General features: G+C 64.2%; 20 protein-coding genes. 12 read left to right on the top strand and 8 right to left on the bottom strand.

All coding sequences use genetic code 11. The features are described 5' to 3' along the window. Positions 1-665: 665 nt before the first annotated feature. On the top strand, positions 666-1,343 hold the full coding sequence (locus NCT05_RS05635; protein ID WP_008350614.1) for an SDR family oxidoreductase: 678 nt from the start codon (positions 666-668) through the stop codon (positions 1,341-1,343). Here the strand turns inward: NCT05_RS05635 and kdpE are convergent. Genes kdpE through NCT05_RS05615 form a run of 4 tightly spaced genes read right to left on the bottom strand, consistent with a single transcriptional unit; the run spans position 1,319 to position 4,229 of the window. Further along, complete coding sequence (gene kdpE, locus NCT05_RS05630) at positions 1,319-2,017, bottom strand: two-component system response regulator KdpE (protein ID WP_250434315.1); 699 nt, start codon at positions 2,015-2,017, stop codon at positions 1,319-1,321. The two genes, NCT05_RS05635 and kdpE, sit on opposite strands and share 25 nt — an antisense overlap. 31 nt (positions 2,018-2,048) lie before the next feature. Further along, positions 2,049-3,023 carry a quinone oxidoreductase family protein gene (locus tag NCT05_RS05625; protein WP_008350618.1) on the bottom strand — a complete coding sequence of 325 codons (975 nt, stop codon included), beginning with the start codon at positions 3,021-3,023 and terminating at the stop codon, positions 2,049-2,051. 23 nt (positions 3,024-3,046) lie between these two features. After that, positions 3,047-3,436: a methylglyoxal synthase gene (locus NCT05_RS05620; protein WP_008350620.1), complete on the bottom strand. Its 390-nt coding sequence runs from the start codon at positions 3,434-3,436 to the stop codon at positions 3,047-3,049. Positions 3,437-3,449: 13 nt separating this feature from the next. After that, on the bottom strand, positions 3,450-4,229 hold the full coding sequence (locus NCT05_RS05615) for an SDR family oxidoreductase (RefSeq protein WP_008350622.1): 780 nt from the start codon (positions 4,227-4,229) through the stop codon (positions 3,450-3,452). 212 nt (positions 4,230-4,441) lie between these two features. Here NCT05_RS05615 and upp point away from each other — a divergent pair, with 212 nt between their 5' ends. The 9 genes from upp (at position 4,442) to rng (ending at position 12,557) form a co-directional block, all read left to right on the top strand. Further along, positions 4,442-5,095, top strand: a complete 654-nt coding sequence (upp, locus tag NCT05_RS05610; protein WP_250501862.1) for a uracil phosphoribosyltransferase — start codon at positions 4,442-4,444, stop codon at positions 5,093-5,095. Between the two features lie 318 nt (positions 5,096-5,413). Then, positions 5,414-6,142, top strand: coding sequence for a YebC/PmpR family DNA-binding transcriptional regulator (locus NCT05_RS05605; RefSeq protein ID WP_008350627.1), 729 nt, complete (start codon positions 5,414-5,416; stop codon positions 6,140-6,142). A gap of 266 nt (positions 6,143-6,408) precedes the next feature. After that, positions 6,409-7,710: a phosphoribosylamine--glycine ligase gene (gene purD, locus NCT05_RS05600; RefSeq protein WP_008350628.1), complete on the top strand. Its 1,302-nt coding sequence runs from the start codon at positions 6,409-6,411 to the stop codon at positions 7,708-7,710. 133 nt (positions 7,711-7,843) lie between these two features. Next, positions 7,844-8,803, top strand: coding sequence for an oxygen-dependent coproporphyrinogen oxidase (hemF, locus tag NCT05_RS05595; RefSeq protein ID WP_034471227.1), 960 nt, complete (start codon positions 7,844-7,846; stop codon positions 8,801-8,803). Continuing rightward, complete coding sequence (locus NCT05_RS05590; RefSeq protein WP_008350630.1) at positions 8,794-9,471, top strand: nicotinate-nucleotide adenylyltransferase; 678 nt, start codon at positions 8,794-8,796, stop codon at positions 9,469-9,471. The genes hemF and NCT05_RS05590 overlap by 10 nt, the downstream gene beginning before the upstream one ends. Before the next feature lie 2 nt (positions 9,472-9,473). Then, positions 9,474-9,926, top strand: a complete 453-nt coding sequence (gene rsfS / locus NCT05_RS05585) for a ribosome silencing factor (RefSeq protein WP_008350631.1) — start codon at positions 9,474-9,476, stop codon at positions 9,924-9,926. Between the two features lie 14 nt (positions 9,927-9,940). Beyond that, the gene (gene rlmH, locus NCT05_RS05580; protein ID WP_250501861.1) at positions 9,941-10,411 is read left to right on the top strand and encodes a 23S rRNA (pseudouridine(1915)-N(3))-methyltransferase RlmH; all 471 of its coding nucleotides are present in this window, start codon (positions 9,941-9,943) and stop codon (positions 10,409-10,411) included. Between the two features lie 54 nt (positions 10,412-10,465). Further along, on the top strand, positions 10,466-11,080 hold the full coding sequence (locus NCT05_RS05575) for a Maf family protein (protein ID WP_008350633.1): 615 nt from the start codon (positions 10,466-10,468) through the stop codon (positions 11,078-11,080). 7 nt (positions 11,081-11,087) lie between these two features. Further along, positions 11,088-12,557: a ribonuclease G gene (gene rng / locus NCT05_RS05570; protein ID WP_008350634.1), complete on the top strand. Its 1,470-nt coding sequence runs from the start codon at positions 11,088-11,090 to the stop codon at positions 12,555-12,557. A gap of 35 nt (positions 12,558-12,592) precedes the next feature. Here the strand turns inward: rng and msbA are convergent, their stop codons facing one another. After that, positions 12,593-14,320: a lipid A export permease/ATP-binding protein MsbA gene (gene msbA / locus NCT05_RS05565; RefSeq protein WP_502801513.1), complete on the bottom strand. Its 1,728-nt coding sequence runs from the start codon at positions 14,318-14,320 to the stop codon at positions 12,593-12,595. Positions 14,321-14,462: 142 nt separating this feature from the next. Further along, positions 14,463-15,740, bottom strand: a complete 1,278-nt coding sequence (locus tag NCT05_RS05560) for an O-antigen ligase family protein (RefSeq protein WP_250501859.1) — start codon at positions 15,738-15,740, stop codon at positions 14,463-14,465. Between the two features lie 158 nt (positions 15,741-15,898). Here NCT05_RS05560 and NCT05_RS05555 point away from each other — a divergent pair, with 158 nt between their 5' ends. Continuing rightward, positions 15,899-16,894, top strand: coding sequence for a glycosyltransferase family 2 protein (locus NCT05_RS05555; RefSeq protein ID WP_033536667.1), 996 nt, complete (start codon positions 15,899-15,901; stop codon positions 16,892-16,894). A 58-nt stretch (positions 16,895-16,952) separates the two neighbouring features. Then, positions 16,953-17,714: a glycosyltransferase family 2 protein gene (locus NCT05_RS05550; RefSeq protein WP_008350638.1), complete on the top strand. Its 762-nt coding sequence runs from the start codon at positions 16,953-16,955 to the stop codon at positions 17,712-17,714. A gap of 5 nt (positions 17,715-17,719) precedes the next feature. On the opposite strand, the gene NCT05_RS05545 is transcribed toward NCT05_RS05550, so the two are convergent. Next, positions 17,720-18,784: a glycosyltransferase family 4 protein gene (locus tag NCT05_RS05545; RefSeq protein WP_250501858.1), complete on the bottom strand. Its 1,065-nt coding sequence runs from the start codon at positions 18,782-18,784 to the stop codon at positions 17,720-17,722. Further along, complete coding sequence (dnaE, locus tag NCT05_RS05540; RefSeq protein ID WP_502801772.1) at positions 18,784-22,311, bottom strand: DNA polymerase III subunit alpha; 3,528 nt, start codon at positions 22,309-22,311, stop codon at positions 18,784-18,786. Before dnaE ends, NCT05_RS05545 begins: the two co-directional genes overlap by 1 nt. Positions 22,312-22,455 lie beyond the last annotated feature (144 nt).

The following is a 22,455-nucleotide window of genomic DNA, read 5'->3' as shown; positions in this document are numbered from 1 at the left end:
GCTACCGCTTCGAGCGAACGGGAGAGATCAGCTTCCGGACGCCAGATTCAATATACAAGTAACCAAAGAAAGCAGCTCGACACGCCCGCGGTCACACGCAATTTGGGTAGTCCTCTCGTCCACGGCGGCACTCGCCTAAAGAGTGCCCTCAAAGGACTAACCGGGCTTGGATCGCGCACGGTCTGACAAGCTAGTTTTCCTAGGACACTGGTTCAGCACGAAAGAGGTTCGGCACAGCGCTACGCGCTGCCGTTGGGTATGCAAGGGAAACCAAAGGGCGGCGATTGCAGTGAGATGGAGACGTTAGTAGAGAAGCACGCGCGGACCCGATTGACCCATCGGCCGCGAAGCGGGCCGGAGCTATTTGGTGCTGAACCAGTTTGGTGTGTGGCGAGTGAAGGCAGACCGTGCGCGAGCCAAGCCCGGTGATTGTGATGAGGGCACTCTTTAGGCGAGTGCCATCGAGAACGAGAGAACTACCCAAATTGCGTGTGACCGCGGGCCTGAAAAGCTGCTTTCTTTGCTTACTTTCTTTGCAGCAGCAAAGAAAGTGAGTGCCGCCCCGCACAGGGGCAACGTTAATAGACCGACACGAAAACGGGATCCGGCGAAAGCCGAAGCCACCGACCAAAAAAAGGAACCGCAAGCAAAGGAGACTTCCGCACATGAACTCGCTGAAGGTTCTGCTGATCGGCGCCCACGGCCGCACGGGCCGCCTCATCGCCGAGCGATTGCATCGGCAAGCCATGCCATTCCGCGCAATGCTGCGCAAATCCGCGCACAAGAGCGAGTTCGCGGCGATGGGCGCCGAAATCCTGCTAGGCGATCTCACCAACGACTTTTCTCACGCCTTCGATGACATCACGCATGTGATCTACGCAGCCGGATCGGCGGACAACGAAGGCGTCAACGAGGAACGCGCGATCGATCGCGATGCCGTCATGCGCACCGCCGATTACGCCAGGCGCCGCCGCGTGCAGCAGCTCGTCGTCGTGAGCGCGCTATCCGCACTTCATCCGGCGCGAAGCAGTTTTGCATTGCGCCATTACTCGCGGATGAAGCGCGAAGCCGACGAATACGTCGCGCATCGCGGTGTGCCGTTCGCGGTTCTTCGGCCAGGGCCTTTATCGGACGCGCCGCCGCGCGGGACCATCGCGCTCGCCGACGAACTCACTGAACACACGCCCGAAGTCGCACGCGCCGACGTCGCGCGCATCGCCGTGCGATGTGTGACGCTCGGCATCCGCGACCGATTGATCGCGTTCGTCGGCGGCGACGTGCCGATCGATACCGCGCTCGCTTCGCTCAGCGCGGTCCGTCACGCCACGCCGACGAGCCTGTAACCCACGCCCGTCTCGGTCACGATATGTTCCGGCTGCGCGGGATCGCGCTCCAGCTTCTGCCGCAGATGCGCCATGTAAATGCGCAGATAATGCGGGCTTTCGACATGCGACGGCCCCCACACTTCCACCAGCAATTGCCGATGCGTCAGCACTCGCCCCGCGTGACGCACGAGCGTCGATAGCAGCCGGTATTCGATCGGCGTCAGATGCACGTTTTCGGCGTGCTTCGTGACGCGGCGCAGCGCGAGATCGACGGTCACATCGCCGAAAGTCACGACCGGCGTCTCGCTCGCGGACGCCTGATTGCGCCGCCGCAAATGCGCGCGAATCCGCGCCATCAGCTCGGAAACGCCGAAGGGCTTCGTGAGGTAATCGTCGGCGCCGGCATCGAGCGCGGCGACTTTCTCCTCCTCCTGCGTGCGCGCCGACAGCACGATGATCGGCAGCGCGGTCCAGCCGCGCAGTTCGCGGATCACGTCGATGCCGTCGGTGTCCGGCAGGCCGAGATCGACGATCACGAGATCGGGCTTGCGCGTCGCGGCTTCGACGAGACCTTTCTGACCGGTGTCCGCTTCGTGGACCGTCATGCCCTGCGCTTCGAGCGACACGCGCACGAAGCGCCGAATCTGCTTCTCATCCTCGATCAGGACGACGGTAAAGGACGGCTCGCTCATCGGATAGCCGTCCGCGCGGTTTCGCGTCGCTTCACGGCAGAAGAATCGTCGAGCCGGTCGTCCTGCGCGCTTCGAGGTCTTCGTGCGCGCGCGCCGCTTCCGACAGCGGATAACGCTGGCGCACGTTCGTCTTCACTTTCCCCGACGACACGACATCGAACAGTTCCGCCGCCATCGTGTCGAGATCGCTGCGTTTGGCGATGTAGCTGAAAAGCGTCGGCCGCGTGAAATACAGCGAGCCGCGACCGGCCAGCTCCGACGAATCGAGCGGCGGCAACGGGCCCGACGAATTGCCGAAGCTCACGAAAAGCCCGAGCGGCGACAGGCAATCTAGCGACGCGATATACGTGTCCTTGCCGATCGAATCGTAGACGACAGGCACGCCCGCGCCGTTCGTGATCTCGCGCACGCGCTGCGTGAAATTCTCGCGCGTGTAGACGATCGGATGATCGCAGCCGTGCGCCTTCGCGAGCTCGGCTTTCTCGTCGGAGCCGACCGTGCCGATCACCGTCGCGCCGAGCGCCTTCGCCCACTGACACGCGAGCATGCCGACGCCGCCCGCCGCCGCGTGGATCAGCACCGTGTCGCCCGCCTTCACGCGATACGTCCGGCGCAGCAGATATTGCGCGGTCAAACCCTGCAGCATGATCGACGCGGCATCTTCGTAGCCGATCGAATCGGGCAGCTTGACGACGTAATCCGCCGACATCACGCGCTCTTCCGCATAGGCGCCCGGCGGGCGCGACGCATAGGCGACGCGATCGCCCGGCTTGAACTGCGTGATGCCCTCGCCCACCGCCGTCACCTCGCCGGCCGCTTCCATGCCGAGGCCGCCCGGCAGCGGCATCGGATACAGGCCGGTGCGAAAGTACACGTCGATGAAATTGAGGCCCACCGCATGATGCTTCACGCGGATTTCGCCCTTGCCCGGCGCGCCCACGTCCACGTCGACCCACTTCATGACTTCGGGGCCGCCTGCCTTGTCGAATCGGATTGCCTTGGTCATCGCTCGTTCGTCTCCTTTGATCTTCAGGACGCCCGCGCGAAGCGCAGACGCAAGTCGTCGAGAATCATGCGCGCCGTCGCGATGTTGGTCGCGCACGGCACGTTGTGCACGTCGCAGGCGCGCACGAGCGCGTTGATGTCGGGCTCGTGCGGCTGCGGCGTCATCGGGTCGCGTAGGAAGATCACGATGTTCACGCGCCCTTCCGCCAGTTCCGCGCCGATCTGCAGGTCGCCGCCGTGCGGGCCGGACAGCTTGCGCTCGATCTCCAGCCCGTGCGCCGCCGCGATGCGTCCGCCGGTCGTGCCGGTCGCGACGAGATTGCATTGCGCGAGCGTGTCGACGAACTCGCCCGCCAGCGTGACGATGTCGTCCTTCTTCATGTCGTGCGCGATGAGCGCGACGCGTGTGGTCATCAGAGGCTCCGTCTCAGTAGGTGCCGGGATAAGCGCCGCCGTCGATCAGCAGATTCTGACCGGTGATGTAGCCCGCATGCACGCTGCAGAGGAACGCGCATGCCTTGCCGAATTCCTCCGATGTGCCGAAGCGGCCCGCGGGCAGGCTTTGCGCACGGCGCGCCCGCATTTCGTCGATCGAAATGTTCTGCGCCTTCGCCTGCGCTTCCATCGTCACGGCGATACGGTCGGTGTCGAACGTGCCCGGCAGGAGATTGTTGATCGTGACGCCCGTCGATGCGACCTTGCGCGCGACGCCGGCGACGAAACCGGTCAGGCCCGAGCGCGCGCCGTTCGAGAGACCCAACACGTCGATCGGCGCCTTCACCGACGAACTCGTGATGTTCACGACGCGCCCGAAGCCGCGCTCGATCATCCCGTCGATGGTCGCCTTGATGAGCTCGATCGGCGTCAGCATGTTGCCTTCGAGCGCCTTGATCCACATCTCGTGCGTGAAAGTGCGGAAGTCGCCCGGCGGCGGCCCGCCCGCGTTGTTGACGAGAATGTCCGGCGCGGGACAGGCGGCGAGCGCGGCGGCGTGGCCTTCGGGCGTCGTGATGTCGCCCGCGACGGTCGTCACGGTGACGCCGTAAGTCGAGCGGATGTGCGCTGCCGTCGCTTCGAGCGTTTCCGCCGTGCGCGCGGTGATGACGAGATTCACGCCTTCGGCGGCGAGCGCTTCGGCGCAGCCGCGTCCCAGGCCCTTGCTCGCCGCGCATACCAACGCGGTGCGGCCCGCGATTCCCATATCCATCGTCTTTCCTCCAGTTGTCTTTCGTCACAGGTCGTGACGTCTTCGCGCAATTCTAGAAGAATCGGGGCAGCAACGTCGGCGGCGGAAACGCCAAGGCCCGCGCGAATCTTCTTAGGCGTGCGCGGGCTTTTGGGTAAACTGTCGCCACTGTCCGCTCCCCGAGCGTCAGAGGCAGAACATCACACGAGCAGGACGCGCCGCGCGCGAGACCCATGAAACAAGACAGCCGCTTTCCCAATCTCTTCATCACCGATCATCCGCTGATCCAGCACAAGCTCACTCACATGCGCGACAAGGACACGTCGACGCGCACGTTCCGCGAGCTGCTGCGCGAAATCACGCTGCTGATGGGCTACGAAATCACGCGCAATCTGCCGCTTACGACCAAGCGCGTGGAAACGCCGCTCGTCGGGATCGACGCGCCGGTGATCGCCGGCAAGAAGCTCGCGATCGTGCCGGTGCTGCGCGCGGGCATCGGCATGTCGGACGGCCTGCTGGATCTCGTGCCCTCGGCGCGTGTCGGGCATATCGGCGTGTATCGCGCGGACGATCATCGTCCGGTCGAGTATCTCGTGCGTCTGCCGCCCGATCTCGAAGAGCGCGTCTTCATTCTGTGCGATCCGATGGTCGCGACGGGCTACTCGGCGGTGCACGCCGTCGACGTGATGAAGCGCCGCAACGTGCAAGCCGAAAACATCATTTTCGTCGCACTGGTCGCCGCGCCCGAGGGCGTGAAGGTGTTCCAGGACGCGCATCCGGATGTGAAGCTGTATGTCGCGTCGCTCGATTCGCATCTGAACGAGCATGCGTATATCGTTCCGGGTCTCGGCGACGCGGGCGACCGTCTCTTCGGCACGAAGAATTAAGCGTTCGCCGGAACCATTCCAGCCGCCGCGCGATTCTGCGCGGCGGTTTGCGTTTACCGCTTCGTTCGCGCGAATTCCACGCGATTCGACGGAATTTCGCACGGTTTGCGCCGATTTTAGCGTTCCGGCCCGTGCCACGCGGCATTGAGAGCGCACGACGCCATGCTAAAATTTCGGTCTGTTCCTATTCGGGTCAGGCCGGATCGAAACGATCCCCGAGCGAACCCGACCGCGGCCGAGCAACGCGCGGCAGACAGACACATTCAGCACGACAGCACACTAGGCGCCCGGCAGGTCCGCGCGCGATGGAGAAAGGTAATGGCGGGTCATTCGAAATGGGCCAACATCAAGCATAAGAAAGCCGCGGCCGACGCGAAGAAAGGCAAGGTCTGGACGCGCCTCATCAAGGAAATTCAGGTCGCGGCGCGCATGGGCGGCGGCGAGATCGATTCGAACCCGCGCCTGCGCCTCGCCGTCGACAAGGCCTACGACGCCAACATGCCGAAGGACAACATCAACCGCGCGATCCAGCGCGGCACCGGCGGCGTCGATGGCGCGAACTACGAGGAAATCCGCTACGAAGGCTACGGTATCGGCGGCGCGGCGATCATCGTCGACACGATGACGGACAACCGCACCCGCACCGTCGCGGAAGTGCGCCACGCGTTCTCGAAGTTCGGCGGCAACATGGGCACGGACGGGTCGGTGTCGTTCATGTTCGATCACGTCGGCCAGTTCCTGTTCGCGCCCGGCACGCCGGAAGACAAGCTGATGGACGCCGCGCTCGAAGCCGGCGCGGACGACGTCGTGACGAACGAGGACGGCAGCATCGAAGTGGTCTGCCCGCCGAACGATTTCCAGAAGGTGAAGGACGCGCTCGAAGCCGCGGGCTTCAAGGCGGAACTCGCCGAAGTGACGATGAAACCGCAGACGGAAGTCGAATTCAGCGGCGACGACGCAGTGAAAATGCAAAAACTGCTCGACGCGCTCGAAAATCTCGACGACGTGCAGGAAGTCTATACAAACGCCGCGATCAACGAAGACTGAGCTTTCCGAGCTTCGTAGCGCAGGGGCGCGGCGGCATCGAAGTCCGCCGCGGCCTCGCATGGAACATCTTTCGCTTCGGCTGCCATGCCGGAGCAGCGCCGCACGGCCTTCGCGGCGCGGCATCGCCCGAGGAAGGCGCGTGACGCAGCCGATGTCAGCGCGAGCCGCCTTCGCGACGCCATGACGAGTGTCATACGCGCGCTTTACGGTCGATGCGCCCGCCGCTTTTTCTCAAGCCGCTTTTTGTCAGGATTTCGGGGATTCACATGAAGTTACTCGTCGTCGGTTCCGGCGGCCGCGAACATGCGCTGGCCTGGAAGCTCGCGCAATCGCCGCGCGTGCAGATCGTCTATGTCGCGCCGGGCAACGGCGGCACCGCGCAGGACGAGCGCCTGCGCAACGTCGACATCACGGATCCGGCGGAACTCGCCGATTTCGTCGAGAAGGAACATGTCGCGTTCACGCTCGTAGGGCCGGAACAGCCGCTCGCCGCGGGCATCGTCAATCTGTTCCGCTCGCGCGGGCTGAAAATCTTCGGCCCGAGCAAGGAAGCCGCGCAGCTCGAAAGCTCGAAGGACTTCGCGAAGGCGTTCATGAAGCGCCACAACATTCCGACCGCCGAATACGAGACGTTTTCCGAGCTCGCCGCCGCGCACGCCTACATCGACGCCAAAGGCGCGCCGATCGTCATCAAGGCGGACGGCCTCGCCGCCGGCAAGGGCGTCGTCGTCGCGATGACGCTGGAAGAAGCGCACGCCGCCGTCGATTCGATGCTCGCCGACAACAAGCTCGGCGACGCCGGCGCGCGCGTGGTGATCGAGGAGTTTCTGGCGGGCGAGGAAGCGAGCTTCATCGTGATGGTCGACGGCAAGCACGTCCTGCCGCTCGCGTCGAGCCAGGACCACAAGCGCCTGCTCGACGGCGACAAGGGCCCGAACACCGGCGGCATGGGCGCGTACTCGCCCGCGCCGATCGTCACGCCGCAACTGCACGCGCGCGTGATGCGCGAAATCATCCAGCCGACGGTGCGCGGCATGGAAAGCGAAGGCATCCGCTTTACCGGTTTCCTGTACGCCGGCCTGATGATCGACGCGAACGGCAATCCGAAAACGCTGGAATTCAACTGCCGCATGGGCGACCCCGAGACGCAGCCGATCATGGCGCGCCTGAAGGGCGATTTCTCGAAGGTCGTGGAAATGGCGATCGACGGCAAGCTCGACACCGTCGATCTGGACTGGGACCGCCGCACCGCGCTCGGCGTGGTGCTCGCGGCCCATAACTATCCGGATACGCCGCGCAAGGACGACCGCATCAGCGGCATTCCCGCGGAAACCGAGAATTCGGTCACTTTCCATGCCGGCACGACGCTCACCGACGGCAAGCTCACGACCTCGGGCGGGCGCGTGCTGTGCGTCGTCGGCCTGGCGGATTCCGTGCGCGGCGCGCAATCCGTGGTCTACGATACAGTCAACCAGATCTCGTTCGACGGCATGCAGTATCGGCGCGACATCGGCTATCGCGCGCTGAATCGCAAGCAGACGGCGGAAAAACCCGGCGACAAGCACTGACACGGCGCGGCGCACGCCGCCCAAGCACCCGCGCTGCCGGACCTCGTGTCCGGCAGCGTGCTTTTGAGAGTTTCGATACGAAGGGTTAACCCCTGCCATTCAAGGCCGCCCACAGGGGCGCACGCAGCAATCGATGAGTGAACCGAACCGCAGCGCGGAACAACGCACACAATCCGACGCAGCCCACGATATCGCCGCCGTTCGCGATTATCTGAGGGGCCTGCAGACGCGCATCGCCGATGCGCTCGGCGCCTTCGACGGCACCGCCTTCGCTACCGACGCCTGGACCCGCGAGCCCGGCGCGCATCTGCGCGGCGGCGGCGTGACGCGCATCCTCGAAGGCGGCGCGTTTTTCGAGCGCGGCGGCATCGGCTTTTCGGATGTGCAAGGCGACGCGCTGCCGCCCTCGGCGAGCGCGGCGCGTCCGCAACTCGCCGGACGCGGTTTCGAGGCGCTCGGCGTCTCGCTCGTCATGCATCCGCGCAATCCGCACTGCCCGACCGTGCACATGAACGTGCGTATGCTCACGGCGACCAAAGACGGCGAAGCGCCGATCTTCTGGTTCGGCGGCGGCATGGATCTCACGCCGATCTACGGCTACGAGGAAGACGCGCGGCATTTCCATCAGGTTTGCCGCGATTCGCTCGATCCGTTCGGCGCGGAGTTGTATCCGCGTTTCAAGACCTGGTGCGACGAGTACTTCTATTTGAAGCATCGCAACGAGCAGCGCGGCATCGGCGGAATTTTCTTCGACGATTTCTCGGAGCCGGGCTTCGAGCGCTCGTTCGCGATGATGCGAAGCGTCGGCGATGCGTTCCTGAAGGCGTATCTGCCGGTCATCGAACGACGCCGCGACACGCCCTACACGGAGCGCGAGCGCGAGTTTCAGGCGTATCGGCGCGGGCGTTATGTCGAGTTCAATCTCGTGTTCGACCGCGGCACGCACTTCGGCCTGCAAAGCGGCGGACGCACCGAATCGATTCTGATGTCGATGCCGCCCGTCGCGAACTGGCGCTATGACTGGAAGCCCGCGCCCGGCACGCCGGAAGCGCGGCTGTACGAAGACTTTCTGGTGCGCCGGGAATGGCTGTGACGCCCTGCGCCAAGCGCGTCGGCCTGCTCGGCGGCACATTCGATCCGATCCACAACGGGCATCTCGCGCTCGCGCGGCGCTTCGTCGAGTTGCTGCAACTGACCGAGCTCGTACTGCTGCCCGCCGGACAGCCGTGGCAGAAGGCGGGCGTATCGGCGCCGGAGCATCGGCTGGCGATGACGCGTGCGGCGGCGGCATCGCTTTCGCTCGATGGCGTGCAGATCGTCGTCGCCACCGATGAGATCGACCGCCACGGCGACACGTACACCGTCGACACGCTCGCGCACTGGCGCGAGCGCGAAGGCGCGGACGCGTCGATCACGCTCTTGATGGGCGCGGACCAGTTGGTCAAGCTCGATTCGTGGCATCAGTGGAAGCGGCTCTTCGACTACGCGCACATTTGCGTGGAAACACGCGCCGGCTTCGACGTCGCGACGCTGCCCGCCCCGGTCGCGGCCGAATTCGAAGCGCGCCGCGCATCGCCCGACGTTTTGCGCGGGAGTCCGCACGGTCACATGCACATCGACGAAATGCTGCTACTCGACGTATCCGCCACGGCGATCCGCGAAGAAGCGCGTTCGATGAACGGTGCGACCGACGCCCGCGCGCAGGTCCCATCCGCCGTATGGGACTATATTGTTCAACATCACCTGTACCAGACATCGTAACTATGGAACTTCAGAAGCTGCAACGCGCGATCATCGACGGTCTCGAAGACGTCAAGGCGCAAGACATCAAAGTGTTCAACACGACCCATCTGACGTCGCTTTTCGACCGCGTGGTCGTGGCGAGCGGCACGTCCAACCGCCAGACCAAGGCGCTCGCCAACAGCGTGCGCGAGAAGGTCAAGGAAGCGGGCGGCGACATCGTCAGCACGGAAGGCGAAGAGATCGGCGAATGGGTGCTGGTCGACTGCGGCGACGCGGTCGTGCACATCCTGCAACCCGCTCTGCGTCAGTACTACAACCTCGAGGAAGTCTGGGGCGACAAGCCCGTGCGCGTGAAGCTCCAAAGGCCGAACATGTTCGGCGGCGCGAGCGTCACCGCCGATGAAGACGAGGACGACGAAGACGACGCGCCCGCCGTCAAACGTCCCGCGCGGAAGACCGTGCGCAAGCACTGACACCGCTTCGTTTCATGAAGCTGGTCATCCTCGCCGTCGGACACAAGATGCCCGACTGGATCACGAATGGCTTCGACGAATACGCGAAGCGCATGCCGCCCGAACTGCGCATCGAGCTCAAAGAGATCAAGCCGGAACAGCGCTCGTCGGGACGCAATGCCGAGAGCGTGATGGCGGCCGAAAAGCAGCGCATCGAAGCCGCCTTGCCGAAGAACGCGCGCGTGGTCGCACTCGACGAACGCGGCCGCGACTGGACCACGATGCAACTCGCGAACGCCCTGCCCGGCTGGCAGCAGGACGGGCGCGACGTCGCGTTCGTGATCGGCGGCGCGGACGGGCTGCATCCGGAGGTGAAATCGCGCGCGGAACTGATGCTGCGCATGTCGAGCCTGACGTTGCCGCATGGCATGGTGCGCGTGCTGCTCGCCGAACAGCTTTACCGCGCGTGGAGCATCACGCAGAATCATCCCTATCATCGCGCTTGAGGGTGCTTCGACGCTGGATCGAATGCCCCGCGCGTCATTCGAATCCACATCACGATGCCGACTCATCCCTACGTTTATCTCGCCTCGCAAAGCCCGCGCCGTCAGGAGTTGCTTCTTCAACTGGGCGTGCAGTTCGAACTCCTTCTTCCCCGTGCCGATGAAAACGCCGAAGCGCTCGAAGCCGAGTTGCCCGGCGAAGCCGCCGATGCGTACGTCGTGCGCGTGTGCGCGTTAAAGGCAAAGGCCGCGCGCGCGCGATTGCTCGCCGGCGGCTTCGCGTCCGCGCCGATTCTCGTCGCCGATACGACCGTCACCATCGACGGGCTGATTCTCGGCAAGCCGCTTCACGAAGAAGACGCCGTCGCGATGCTCGAACGCCTCGCAGGCCGCGAGCATGAAGTGCTGACGGCGCTCGCCGTCGTCGATGCCGATGGCGCGTTGCTGGAACCCGCGCTCTCGCGCTCGCAAGTGCGTTTTTCGAACGTCGACCGTGCTGCGCTGCAACGCTACGCGGCATCGGGCGAGCCGCTCGGCAAGGCGGGCGCGTACGGCATTCAGGGCCGCGCGGCCGAGTTCATCGAGCGAATCGACGGGTCCTATTCGGGTATCATGGGTCTGCCCCTTTTCGAAACCGCTGCTCTCTTGCGCCTGGCGCGCGTCGCATTCTAAACAGGCCATGAACGAAGAAATCCTGATCAACGTCACACCCCAGGAAAGCCGCGTCGCACTGGTTCAGCAAGGCGCCGTTCAGGAGCTTCACGTCGAGCGCACGCTTTCGCGCGGGCGCGTCGGCAACGTCTATCTCGGCAAGGTCGTGCGCGTGCTGCCGGGCATGCAGTCCGCGTTCATCGACATCGGTCTCGAGCGCGCCGCGTTTCTTCATGTGGCGGATATCTGGCATCCGCGCATCGCGGGCGAGCCGCATAACTCACAGCCGCATACGCCGATCGAAAAGATCGTCTTCGAAGGTCAGTCGCTGATGGTGCAGGTCGTGAAAGACCCGATCGGCACCAAGGGCGCGCGCCTGTCGACGCAGGTGAGCATCGCGGGACGCACGCTCGTGTATCTGCCGCAGGAGCCGCATATCGGCATCTCCCAGAAGATCGAGAGCGAAGCGGAGCGCGAGGCCGTGCGCGCGCGACTGACCGCCGTCCTGCCCGCCGACGAGAAAGGCGGCTACATCGTGCGGACCATCGCCGAAGACGCGACGAGCGAAGAACTCGCGGCCGACGTGGCGTACTTGCGCAAGACCTGGGCGACGATCGTCGCGCAAGCGCAGCGCGTGCCGCCCACCACGCTGCTCTATCAGGATCTGAACCTCGCGCAACGCGTGCTGCGCGATTTCGTCAACGACGAAACCACGCGTATTCAGGTCGATTCGCGCGAGACGTTTCAAATGCTCGCGGATTTCGCCGCGGAGTTCACGCCGGCGGTGGCGTCGCGTCTGCATCATTACACCGGCGAGCGGCCGCTCTTCGATCTGTACAACATCGAGGCGGAGATTCAGCGGGCGCTGTCGCGGCGCGTCGATCTGAAGTCGGGCGGCTATCTGATGATCGACCAGACCGAAGCGATGACGACCATCGACGTGAATACGGGCGGGTATGTCGGCGCGCGCAACTTCGACGACACGATCTTCAAGACCAATCTCGAAGCCGCGCATACGATCGCGCGGCAACTTCGTTTGAGGAATCTCGGCGGGATCATCATCATCGATTTCATCGACATGGAGAATGTCGAGCATCGCGATCAGGTGCTGGGCGAGCTGAAGAAGGCGCTCTCGCGCGACAGAACGCGCGTGACCGTGAACGGCTTTTCGCAGCTCGGGCTCGTCGAGATGACGCGAAAGCGCACGCGCGAGTCACTGGCTCACGTGCTGTGCGAGCCGTGTCCGGTGTGTCAGGGCAAAGGTCAGGTGAAGACGCCGCGCACCGTCTGCTACGACGTGCTGCGCGAAATCATGCGCGAGTCGCGGCAATTCAATCCGCGCGAGTTTCGCGTGGTGGCTTCGCAGCAGGTGATCGATCTGTTTCTCGAAGAGGAATCGCAGCATCTGGCGATGCTGATGGACTTCATCGGGAAGCCGGTTTCGCTGCAGGTGGAGAGTAATTTGTCGCAAGAGCAATACGACATCGTGTTGATGTAGCCTCGCCCAGAGTCATTCGAGCGAGGCCGACTGCCTCACGCCGCCTGCTGCTGATACTGAATCCGATGCAGATGCGCGTACAAGCCGTCCTTGCGCAGCAACTCCGCATGACTGCCCTGCTCCGCGATCTTCCCCGCTTCCATCACGAGGATGCGGTCGGCGCGCTCGATCGTCGAGAGCCGGTGCGCGATGACGAGCGTCGTGCGTCCTTTCATCAGCGTCTCGAGCGCCGACTGCACGTGCCGCTCCGATTCCGAGTCCAGCGCCGAGGTCGCCTCGTCGAGAATCAGGATCGGCGCGTCCTTGTAGATCGCGCGCGCGATCGCGAGACGCTGGCGCTGCCCGCCCGACAGACGCATGCCGTTGCCGCCGACGAGCGTGTTGATTCCGTCCGGCAAGGACGCGACGACATCCGCGAGATTCGCCGCCGTCAGCGCCGACATCACGCGTTCGGAGTCCGGCGTCTGCCCGTACGCGACATTCGCGGCGATCGTATCGTTGAAGAGCACGACGTCCTGGCTGACCATCGCGAGCTGGCCGCGCAGGTCGTGCAGGTTGTACTCGCTGATCGGCACGCCATCGACGAGCAACTGGCCGGCGCGCGGATCGAAGAAGCGCGGCAGTAGATTCACGAGCGTCGTCTTGCCGCTACCAGAGGGGCCCGCGAGCGCGACCATCTCGCCCGGCGCGACCTTGAACGACACGCGATCGAGCGTCGGCCGGTCGACCGAGCCATAGCTGAACGACACGTCGCGGAATTCGACTTCGCCGCGCGCGCGTTCGAGACGCCGGCCGCCGCCAGCGGGCTCGGCCGGCTCGTCGATCAGGCCGAAGATCAGCTCGGCCGCCGTCATGCCGCGCTGCAAGGGCTGATTGATGTCGATCAGATGCTTGAGCGGCGAGATCACGAGCAGCATCGACGTGACGAACGCGACGAAGCCGCCGACCGTCGTCTGATCGTTGGCCGATTGTACGACCGCGATCGTGATGACGATGGCGAGCGCGATCGATGCGAGAAACTGCGTAAGCGGCTGCGCGAGACCACCCGAGACTTGCATGCGCATCGAGTAGCCGCGCAACCGCTGGCTCATCTCCGTGAAGCGGTCGATTTCGTACGGCTCGCCGTTGTGCACCTTGACGACTTTGTAGCCGCCGACCGTCTCCTCGACGATATACGACAGATCGTTCGTCAACGACTGATGCTCGCGATTCAGGCGCCGCAGCCGGCGGTTGATCTTGCTGACGAGCCAGCCGATCGCCGGCAGGATCACCGCGACGATCAGCGTGAGCCGCCAGTTGAGGATGAACAGATAGCCGAGCAGGAACACGACCGTGAGCGAATCGCGCACGAGCGTCACGACCACGCTCTGCAGTACGCTCAGGATCTGATTGACCTCGAAGACGATCGCGTTGATGACCGTGCTCGCGGTTTCGCGCTGAAAGAAGCCCGCGCTCGTATGGATCATGCGCTGGAACATTTCGAGCCGCAGTTGCAGCAGGATCTTGTTCGTCACGTAGGAGAGAAAATAGCCCGATGCGTATTGTGCCCCGCCGCGCACCAGCGCAAGGCCGATGACCGCTGCGGGCACGAGCCATTTCGCATGATCGCTGCTCTTCGAGCCGAAACCATGGTCGAGCAGCGGCTTGAGCAACATCGGAATGCCGGCCTCGGTCGCGGCGACGATGCCCATCGTCAGCAGGCCTAGCATCACCATGCCGAGCAGCGGACGGATATACGGCCATAGCCGTTTCATGACGGCCATGGGCGAGCTGCTTTCCTCGCCGCCGATCGGTTTGCGCAAACTTGCCTGGTTGTTCAAGAGCGTATCTCCACTTCGCACGGCGCCGGAATCGCCTGTCGCGCAAGGTTTGTTGGTTTCGTCATCAGCCAGGACGGCTCGCCGATCAGCCGATCGGACCGCGGCCCGGGTTGCCTTGCGGCTGGCGCGTGTCGTGTGTGATGACCGCGAGCAGCACGGCCCAGAAAAGCGCGATGAGCGCCGTGCTCATCACCACCGTGAACACGTCGATGCTCAAACCGAAGATGATAACCGACCCCGACACCGCGATCCCGCAATAGGCGGCCGTCGAAACGTCCCGTTGCGGCGATTTCCGATAGCGCACGAAATACAGAAGCGGCCCGAAGTAGAGCAAGGTCAGACAGACGACGCCCACCGCGCCGAGTTCGGATATCGTCGAAAAGAACTCGCTATGCGCGCGCTGATTGACGATGAAGCCCGGAACTTCGCCCTTGTTCGCCATCTCTTTCAGCGACGCCTCCAGATGCCCCTTACCGACGCCCAGCAGCGGATGCGCCTCGAACAGATGGATCGACGCGCGCCAGAGCTGCAAACGTGCACCGATGGAACTGTAGGCGCCCGAGCCTTCCGAAAGCATCACGAGATCCGAGCGCGTCGCCATCACGCGTTCGCGGCCGAGCGGCGACGCGAGCAAGGCGGACATCGCCACGATCGCGACCAGCAACGCGGCGAGCCAATGTCGTCGCCGCCTGATCCAGCCGAAATTGAGCGAGCACAGCACGAGGAACAGCGGGATCGCGAGCCATCCGCCGCGCGTGCCGGACAAGTAGGATGCATACACGCCGCCCGCGAGCCCCAAAAGCTTGATCGCAATACCGACGCGTTTTACGAGCACGTTGGGGTAGTCGTCCCAGCGCATCGTCATCACTGAGAGAAAGCCGAGCAGGAGCGCCGTATTGCCGTAGGGAATCGGATTCGTATAGTCGTTGCCGAGACGATTGAGATCGTTGATCGTCATGTGCAGGTTGCTGTCGACGGCCCAGAGGCCCGCGCCGATCGCGCCCAGCGCGCAACCCCAGCCGAGCGCCTTCAGGTAGCGGACCGGGAGATTCACGAGCAGCAGAAAAATAGGCAGGCTCAGCGCCAGACGCGAAAGGCCGTCGAATTCACGCGGCAGATAGTAGCCTTCGATCGCCTGTTGCAGCGGCAGATAAACCATGAAGCACAGCATGGCTGCGGTGTACCACGGATAAGCGGTGACGAGCAGACCGCCCTTCAGCCGAAACGGCTTGCTGAATCCGGCAAAGAGCGCAATAGCGAGCAACAGGAAAAAGCAGTAACCGGTTCCACCGCGCACGATCAGTGTGGTCGCGGGCGCCAGCAAAACCATGCCGGCGATGACATAACGCAGAATTTTTTCCAAATCGATGAACCTGACATGGGTTCGACCGGCCGTTCCGGTCGCGCGCCCCGAAAACCCGCGATATTATAGCCGTTGCCGCCTGGCACGCTCTTCGCTCACGGAACGCCTGACTCGCGCCGGGAAGGCATGCCGGTCATTCCATGCGTTGTGAATCCGAAATGCCAGCGACACCTAAAACAGAGCCGGACGCACCGCTCGCCAGCCTCCTGCTCATCACGTTCAATCAGGAAGAAACCGTCGCCGACGCCATCCGCGGCGCGCTGGCCCAAACCTGGACGCCGCTCGAAATCCTCATTTCCGACGACGCCTCCGCCGACGGCACCTTCTCTGTCGCCGAACGCTGCGTGCGCGATTATCGCGGCCCGCACACCGTGCGCCTCTATCGCAACGAGAAGAATCTCGGCATCAGCGCGCATCTGAGCGCGCTCGCGGCACGCGCATCGGGGGAAATGCTCTTCATCGCGGCGGGAGACGATATCTCCCGCCCCGAGCGCGTCGAGCGCGTGATGCGCGACTGGCTCGCGAGCGACAGGCGCTACGACCTCGTCGCGACGGACCTGCAGGATATCGACGCCGACGGCAATGCGCACGGCGTGCTGCGCGTGACCGACCTCGACGGCTACCGCAGCTTCGAAGACTGGTCGCGGAACCGGCCGCACGTCGTCGGCGCGGCGCATGCCTGGGCGCGGCGTCTCTTCAACGAATTCGGGCCGATCGCGCCCGGCATCTACGGTGAGGACCAGATCATGACGTTTCGCGCGATCATGAGTCACGGCGCTCATACGCTGCATGAACCGCTCGTGCAGTACCGGCGCGGCGGACTGTCGAGAAAGCGCAAATGGCGCACGCCCGCGGATTTCGTCGCGCGCATCAAGCTGGCGAACGTCAACGGTACGGGCGAAACGAGCCAGCTCGTGAGCGATGCCGAGAAAGTGGGCGTCGGCGGCCCGATGCGCGCGCTGCTCGCGAAGAAGTCCGCGCGCGAAAGCTATGTCAGCGCGATGTTCGGCGAGCGCTCGCTCGCGCGCAAGCTCGCGCTCGTCATGGCGTCGAAAGACGTGGACTTCGGCTTTCGCGTCAAAATGTTCGTCTATGCGACGTGTCCGTGGCTGCTTTCCCCGTTCTTCTTCGTGAAGTGGCATGTGCGCGGATGAGCGCGCGAGCGTCGCGCCCGGCAGAACAACAAGGCGCTAGCGCCACTCGAAAGGCACCATGACATTTCCAACCCTCGGCATCGCCATCATCACCCACAACGCGGCCGCGCGGCTCGCGCAATGCCTGCAGGCCGTTTCCTTCGCCGATGAAATCGTCGTCGTCGACGGCGGCAGCAGCGATGCGACCGTGGGCATCGCCGAGGCGCATCGCGCGCGCGTGATCGTGGCGCGCGACTGGCCAGGCTTCGGCCCGCAGAAGAACCGCGCGCTCGACGCGCTCTCGACCGACTGGGTGCTGTCCATCGACGCCGACGAGATCGTGTCGCCCGAACTGGCCGCTTCGATCCGCGCCGCGATCACCGATCCGCAAGCCGACGTCTACGCGGTCGACCGCCTGTCGAGCTTCTGCGGCACATGGGTGAAGCACAGCGGCTGGTATCCCGACTGGATTCCGCGCCTGTTCCGGCGCGGCACGGCGCGCTTCTCGCCCGATCTCGTGCACGAGCGGCTCGTGCTGTCGACCGGCAAGCCCGTCGTGCGCCTTTCCGGCAAGCTGATGCACTACTCCTACGAGGATTTCGAAGCGGTATTGCGCAAGCTCGACGCCTACTCGACGGCGGGTGCGCAACAACGCCACGCGGCCGGAAAGCGCGGCAGCTTCGGCATCGCGGTGTCGCGCGGCGCGTGGGCGTTCGTGCGGACTTACGTGCTGCGCCGCGGCTTTCTGGACGGCAAAACCGGCTTCATGATCGCGCTATTCAACGCGCAGACGGTCTACTACCGGTTCCTGAAGCTGGCGCATCTCAACGAAGCGCGCTGATTGGCTCAGCGCTTCGCATCGATGTCACGCGCGAGATCGAGCAAAGCGCGCACATGCGACTCGACGCTCGCGTCATAGCGCACCGCGCCGGCTAGCGCGCGCGGGGCGTCGCGCCGCGCTTCGATCGCCTCCTGCACCGTGCGGCGCAGATCGTCGGCGTCGCCAGGTTTGAAGACGTGCTTCGCGTGATCTGCAATGGCGTCGCAACAGCCGATGCACGCCGGGAAGATCACCGGCGTCCCGGACATCACCGATTCGATGCCGACGAGTCCGAATGGCTCGTAGCTCGACGCAAGAATGGTGAAATCCGCCGCGCGATACGCATCTTCGATGTTCTTCGCGTAGCCGACATAGCGCACGTTCGCTGCCGGCTTCTCGGGCGCGCGGCCCGCGACGGCGATCACGACGTTCATCCCGGCGAGCGCCTTCTCGATCAGCGGCAAGCCCTTGCGCTCGTGGCTGCTCGACGGAAACAGCAGCACGGTTTCATCCGGTTTGAAGCCGAACTGTTCGCGCAGACGCGCACGCGCAGCGGCACCGACGGGCGAGAATCGCGCGCCGTCGACGGGCGGATAAAGCACGCGAATCTTGCGGATATCCACGCCATACAACGCGCGCAACTCGTCGCTCATCATGTCCGAATGCGCGACGACCACGTTCGCGTGCGCGTATTGACGCCGCTCCAGTGCGATCTGCCGCGTGTCCGAGGGTTTCTCGCGCCGCCCGGTCGCGCGCAGGAAGCCGATATGGGTGCCGCCGCAAATGGCGATCTCGGAACCTTCCACGCGATTGCAGCCGATGAGCACGTCGACCTTCGCCTTCTTGCGCGCACGCTTGAGCGCCCACGAGAAATACGCGTCGCGCAGCTTGCCCGGCAGAAACGACACCTTGATGCGATGCGGCTCGATCAATCGGCTTTCGGGCAGCGACGTGTCGATCTTGCGGGCGAAAAACGCGGGCTTGCGCTTGCCTTCGAAGCCCGCGGCGGCGAGGCCGCGCACGAGATCCATCGCGTAGCGTTCGAGTCCGCCGGAATGCTTGAGCGCATTCGCCGAAATGCCGATCCGCATCAGTAGACGATTTCGATCGCGCTGCCCGCGAATTCGCCGCGCAGCGCCGTGATGAGATCGTCGGTCGGCTTCACGCGCCACGCGTCGCCGAGGCGCACTTCGCCTTCGGCATGCTCGCTGCGATAGACGATGCTCACGTTCAGGCCGTTCGGAATCGGCGCGCTTTGACGCTGGCGGCCGTTCTCCTTCACGGGCATGGGCGGCGGCGCTTCCTGCGCGCCCGCCGCATGCGCTTCGAGCACGCGGCGCAGGCGCAAGGCATCGGCGTTGCCGTTCATCTCGACCTTGACCGACTGCGCGTAGCGGCTGCGCGCGCGTTCGAGGTCCATCGCCGTATCGACGGTGAAACGGATGCCGCCCGTGAACGCGTCGTTGCGCGCCATGCCCTGCACGACGAGCAGCTCGTCTTCCTTGAAGAGCGCCTTGTTCGCTTCGAACTGCTCGTTGAAGACGGTGACTTCGCATTGGCCGCTGCCATCGTCGAGATTCACGATCAGCATCTTGCCGCGCTGGGTCATCTGCGTGCGCATGGCGGAGATCACGCCCGCGATGAGCTTGTCGCGCCCTTCCTTTAGCTCGCCGATCTTCTGGCGCACGAAGCGGCGCACTTCACCCTTGTAGGCATCGAACAGATGGCCCGACAGATAGAAGCCGAGCGCGGTCTTTTCTTCCTGCAGACGCTTCTTGTCGGACCACTCGGCTTCGTCGACGTACTCGTGCTTCGCGAGCGGCGCGTCGCCCATGTCGAAGAGGCCGGCTTGCATTGCGTTGGCGGCGGCCTGATCGGCGGCTTCCATCGCCATCGGGACGGAGGCGAGCAACTGCGCGCGATTCGCGTGAATCGAATCGAACGCGCCCGCGCGGATCAGCGCTTCCACCGTGCGCCGATTCACGACACGACGGTCGATGCGCTCGCAGAAGTCGAACAGATCGACGAACGGGCCGTCTTCGCGCGCACGCAGAATCTCTTCGATTGCGTTCTGGCCGCTGCCTTTCACCGCACCCAGTCCGTAGCGAATGGTTTTCGAGCGCTCGCCATCGGCTTCCGCGACCGGTTCGAAGCGATACGCCGACTGGTTGATATCGGGCGGCAAAACCGCCATGCCGTTCGCCAGGCAGTCTTCGAACAGGATCTTGACCTTGTCCGTGTCGTCCATGGCGAGCGACATGTTGGCGGCCATGAATTCCGCCGGATGATGCGCCTTCAGCCACGCCGTGTGATACGCGAGCAACGCATACGCCGCCGCGTGCGACTTGTTGAAGCCGTAGCCGGCGAACTTCTCCATCAGGTCGAAGGTCTCGTCCGCCTTCTCGCGCGTGAGGCCGTTCTTCGCCGCGCCTTCCGCGAAAATCTCGCGATGCTTGGCCATTTCCTCGGGCTTTTTCTTGCCCATCGCGCGACGCAGCAAGTCCGCGCCGCCGAGCGAGTAGCCGCCGATGATCTGCGCCATCTGCATCACCTGCTCCTGATAGACCATGATGCCGTAGGTCTCTTTCAGAACAGGTTCGACGCGCGGATCCGGATATTCGACGATCTCGCGCCCGTGCTTGCGCGCGCAGAAGCTCGGGATCAGGTCCATCGGGCCCGGCCGATACAACGCCACCAGCGCGATGATGTCCTCGAAGCGGTCCGGCTGCGCGTCCTTCAGCATGCCCTGCATGCCGCGGCTTTCCAGCTGGAACACGGCGACGGTGTTCGCTTTCTTCAATATCTGGAACGAGGCCGGATCGTCGAGCGGAACCTGCGCGAGGCTCCAGTCCTTCTTCGACGGATCGAGGCGGCGAATATAGCGCTCCGCCCAGTCCAGAATCGTCAGCGTGGTGAGGCCCAAAAAGTCGAACTTCACGAGGCCGACGGCTTCGACGTCGTCCTTGTCGTACTGACTGACGACGCCGCCGTCTTCGCCTTGCGTGTAGAGCGGGCAGAAGTCCGTGAGCTTGCCCGGCGCGATCAGCACGCCGCCCGCGTGCATGCCGACGTTACGCGTCAACCCTTCAACGCGCTGCGCGAGTTCGAGCAGTTGATGCACTTCGTCTTCGGAATCGAAGCGTTCCTGAAGCGTGGGCTCTTCCTTCATCGCGTCCGCGATGGTCACGTGCTTGCCCGGCTTGAACGGAATCAGCTTCGCGACGCCGTCGGTGAACATGTAGCCGAGATCGAGCACGCGGCCGATGTCGCGCACCGCCGCCTTCGCCGCCATCGTGCCGAAGGTCGCGATCTGCGACACGGCATCCGCGCCGTACTTGCCCTTCACGTACTGAATGACGCGGTCGCGCCCTTCCTGACAGAAGTCGATGTCGAAGTCGGGCATCGACACGCGTTCCGGGTTCAGGAAGCGCTCGAACAGCAGGTTGTAGCGCAGCGGATCGAGATCGGTGATGCCGAGCGCGTACGCGACGAGCGAACCCGCGCCCGAGCCCCGCCCCGGACCGACCGGCACGCCATTGTTCTTCGCCCACATGATGAAGTCGGCGACGATCAGGAAGTAGCCCGGAAAGCCCATCTTGATGATCGTGCCGCATTCGAAATCGAGGCGCGCGTAGTACGTTTCGCGCTGCGCGCTGCGTTCGGCTTCATCGGGATAAAGCTGTTGCAGACGGACTTCGAGGCCTTCCTTCGACAACTGCACGAGGTAGTCGTCGAGCGACATGCCGTCGGGCGTCGGGAACAGCGGCAGCTTCGGCTTGCCGAGTTCGAGCGTCAGATTGCAGCGCTTCGCGATCTCGACAGTGTTCGCGAGCGCCGACGGAATGTCCGCGAAGAGCGCGCACATCTCGTCCTGCGTGCGGAAATACTGGTCCTGCGTGAAGCGCTTCTGCCGACGCGGATTCGCGAGGATATCGCCTTCGGAGATGCACACGCGCGCTTCGTGCGCGGTGAAGTCGTCGGGCGTCATGAACTGCATCGGATGCGTCGCGACGACCGGCAACTTCAGCTTAGCCGCGAGCTTGACCGCTTCCTGCACGTAAGCCTGCTCGCCCGGCTGCCCGGCGCGCTGCAGTTCGATGTAGAACGCGTTCGGAAAGAGCTTCGTCCAGCGCTCGGCGTTGCGTTGCGCGGATTGCACGTTGCCCGCTGCGAGCGCCATGCCGATATCTCCGCCCTGCGCGCCCGAAAGCGCGAGCAGTCCCGTTGCTAGCCCTTCTTCGAGCCATTCGACCATCACCTCGGCGCGGCCGCGATACTGGTTCGTGAGCCACGCGCGGCTCAACAGCTCGCACAGGTTGAGGTAGCCCTGTTTGTCGCGAACGAGTAACAGGAGGCGCGAAGGCTTGTCGCGATCGGCGGGATTGGTAATCCAGACGTCGCAACCGGCGATGGGCTTCACGCCCATGCCGCGCGCTTCCTTATAGAAGCGCACGAGACCGAATGCGTTGCCGAGATCGGTCAGCGCGAGCGCGCCTTGCCCGTCTTTTGCGGCAGCCTTGACGACGTCGTCCAGCCGCACGATGCCGTCGGCGATCGAGAATTCGGAGTGGACGCGGAGATGAACGAAGCGGGGATCTGACATGGCGGTATTGTACATGCGGGCCATCGGCTGAACCGGCGCCGAAGGGCGCGTTAGCCGAACGGATAAGGCCCGCGCCGCGCCCGGAATTGCGCGTGCGCAAGGCTTCGCGACGCGACAGCGGGAATCCGGCGAAGATGCGGGCCGTTTGCGGGATAATAC

The sequence above is a fragment of the Caballeronia sp. AZ7_KS35 genome, from assembly GCF_023631045.1.
GTDB lineage: Bacteria > Pseudomonadota > Gammaproteobacteria > Burkholderiales > Burkholderiaceae > Caballeronia > Caballeronia zhejiangensis.
This window is presented reverse-complemented; position numbering and strand designations above follow the sequence as displayed.

Excerpts from the sequence above, each read along its gene's own strand:
- NCT05_RS05635 (WP_008350614.1), top strand. The coding sequence starts at position 666 with ATGAACTCGCTGAAGGTTCTGCTGATCGGCGCCCACGGCCGCACGGGC.
- kdpE (WP_250434315.1), bottom strand. The coding sequence starts at position 2,017 with ATGAGCGAGCCGTCCTTTACCGTCGTCCTGATCGAGGATGAGAAGCAG.
- NCT05_RS05625 (WP_008350618.1), bottom strand. The coding sequence starts at position 3,023 with ATGACCAAGGCAATCCGATTCGACAAGGCAGGCGGCCCCGAAGTCATG.
- NCT05_RS05620 (WP_008350620.1), bottom strand. The coding sequence starts at position 3,436 with ATGACCACACGCGTCGCGCTCATCGCGCACGACATGAAGAAGGACGAC.
- NCT05_RS05615 (WP_008350622.1), bottom strand. The coding sequence starts at position 4,229 with ATGGATATGGGAATCGCGGGCCGCACCGCGTTGGTATGCGCGGCGAGC.
- upp (WP_250501862.1), top strand. The coding sequence starts at position 4,442 with ATGAAACAAGACAGCCGCTTTCCCAATCTCTTCATCACCGATCATCCG.
- NCT05_RS05605 (WP_008350627.1), top strand. The coding sequence starts at position 5,414 with ATGGCGGGTCATTCGAAATGGGCCAACATCAAGCATAAGAAAGCCGCG.
- purD (WP_008350628.1), top strand. The coding sequence starts at position 6,409 with ATGAAGTTACTCGTCGTCGGTTCCGGCGGCCGCGAACATGCGCTGGCC.
- hemF (WP_034471227.1), top strand. The coding sequence starts at position 7,844 with ATGAGTGAACCGAACCGCAGCGCGGAACAACGCACACAATCCGACGCA.
- NCT05_RS05590 (WP_008350630.1), top strand. The coding sequence starts at position 8,794 with ATGGCTGTGACGCCCTGCGCCAAGCGCGTCGGCCTGCTCGGCGGCACA.
- rsfS (WP_008350631.1), top strand. The coding sequence starts at position 9,474 with ATGGAACTTCAGAAGCTGCAACGCGCGATCATCGACGGTCTCGAAGAC.
- rlmH (WP_250501861.1), top strand. The coding sequence starts at position 9,941 with ATGAAGCTGGTCATCCTCGCCGTCGGACACAAGATGCCCGACTGGATC.
- NCT05_RS05575 (WP_008350633.1), top strand. The coding sequence starts at position 10,466 with ATGCCGACTCATCCCTACGTTTATCTCGCCTCGCAAAGCCCGCGCCGT.
- rng (WP_008350634.1), top strand. The coding sequence starts at position 11,088 with ATGAACGAAGAAATCCTGATCAACGTCACACCCCAGGAAAGCCGCGTC.
- msbA (WP_502801513.1), bottom strand. The coding sequence starts at position 14,320 with ATGGCCGTCATGAAACGGCTATGGCCGTATATCCGTCCGCTGCTCGGC.
- NCT05_RS05555 (WP_033536667.1), top strand. The coding sequence starts at position 15,899 with ATGCCAGCGACACCTAAAACAGAGCCGGACGCACCGCTCGCCAGCCTC.
- NCT05_RS05550 (WP_008350638.1), top strand. The coding sequence starts at position 16,953 with ATGACATTTCCAACCCTCGGCATCGCCATCATCACCCACAACGCGGCC.
- NCT05_RS05545 (WP_250501858.1), bottom strand. The coding sequence starts at position 18,784 with ATGCGGATCGGCATTTCGGCGAATGCGCTCAAGCATTCCGGCGGACTC.
- dnaE (WP_502801772.1), bottom strand. The coding sequence starts at position 22,311 with ATGTACAATACCGCCATGTCAGATCCCCGCTTCGTTCATCTCCGCGTC.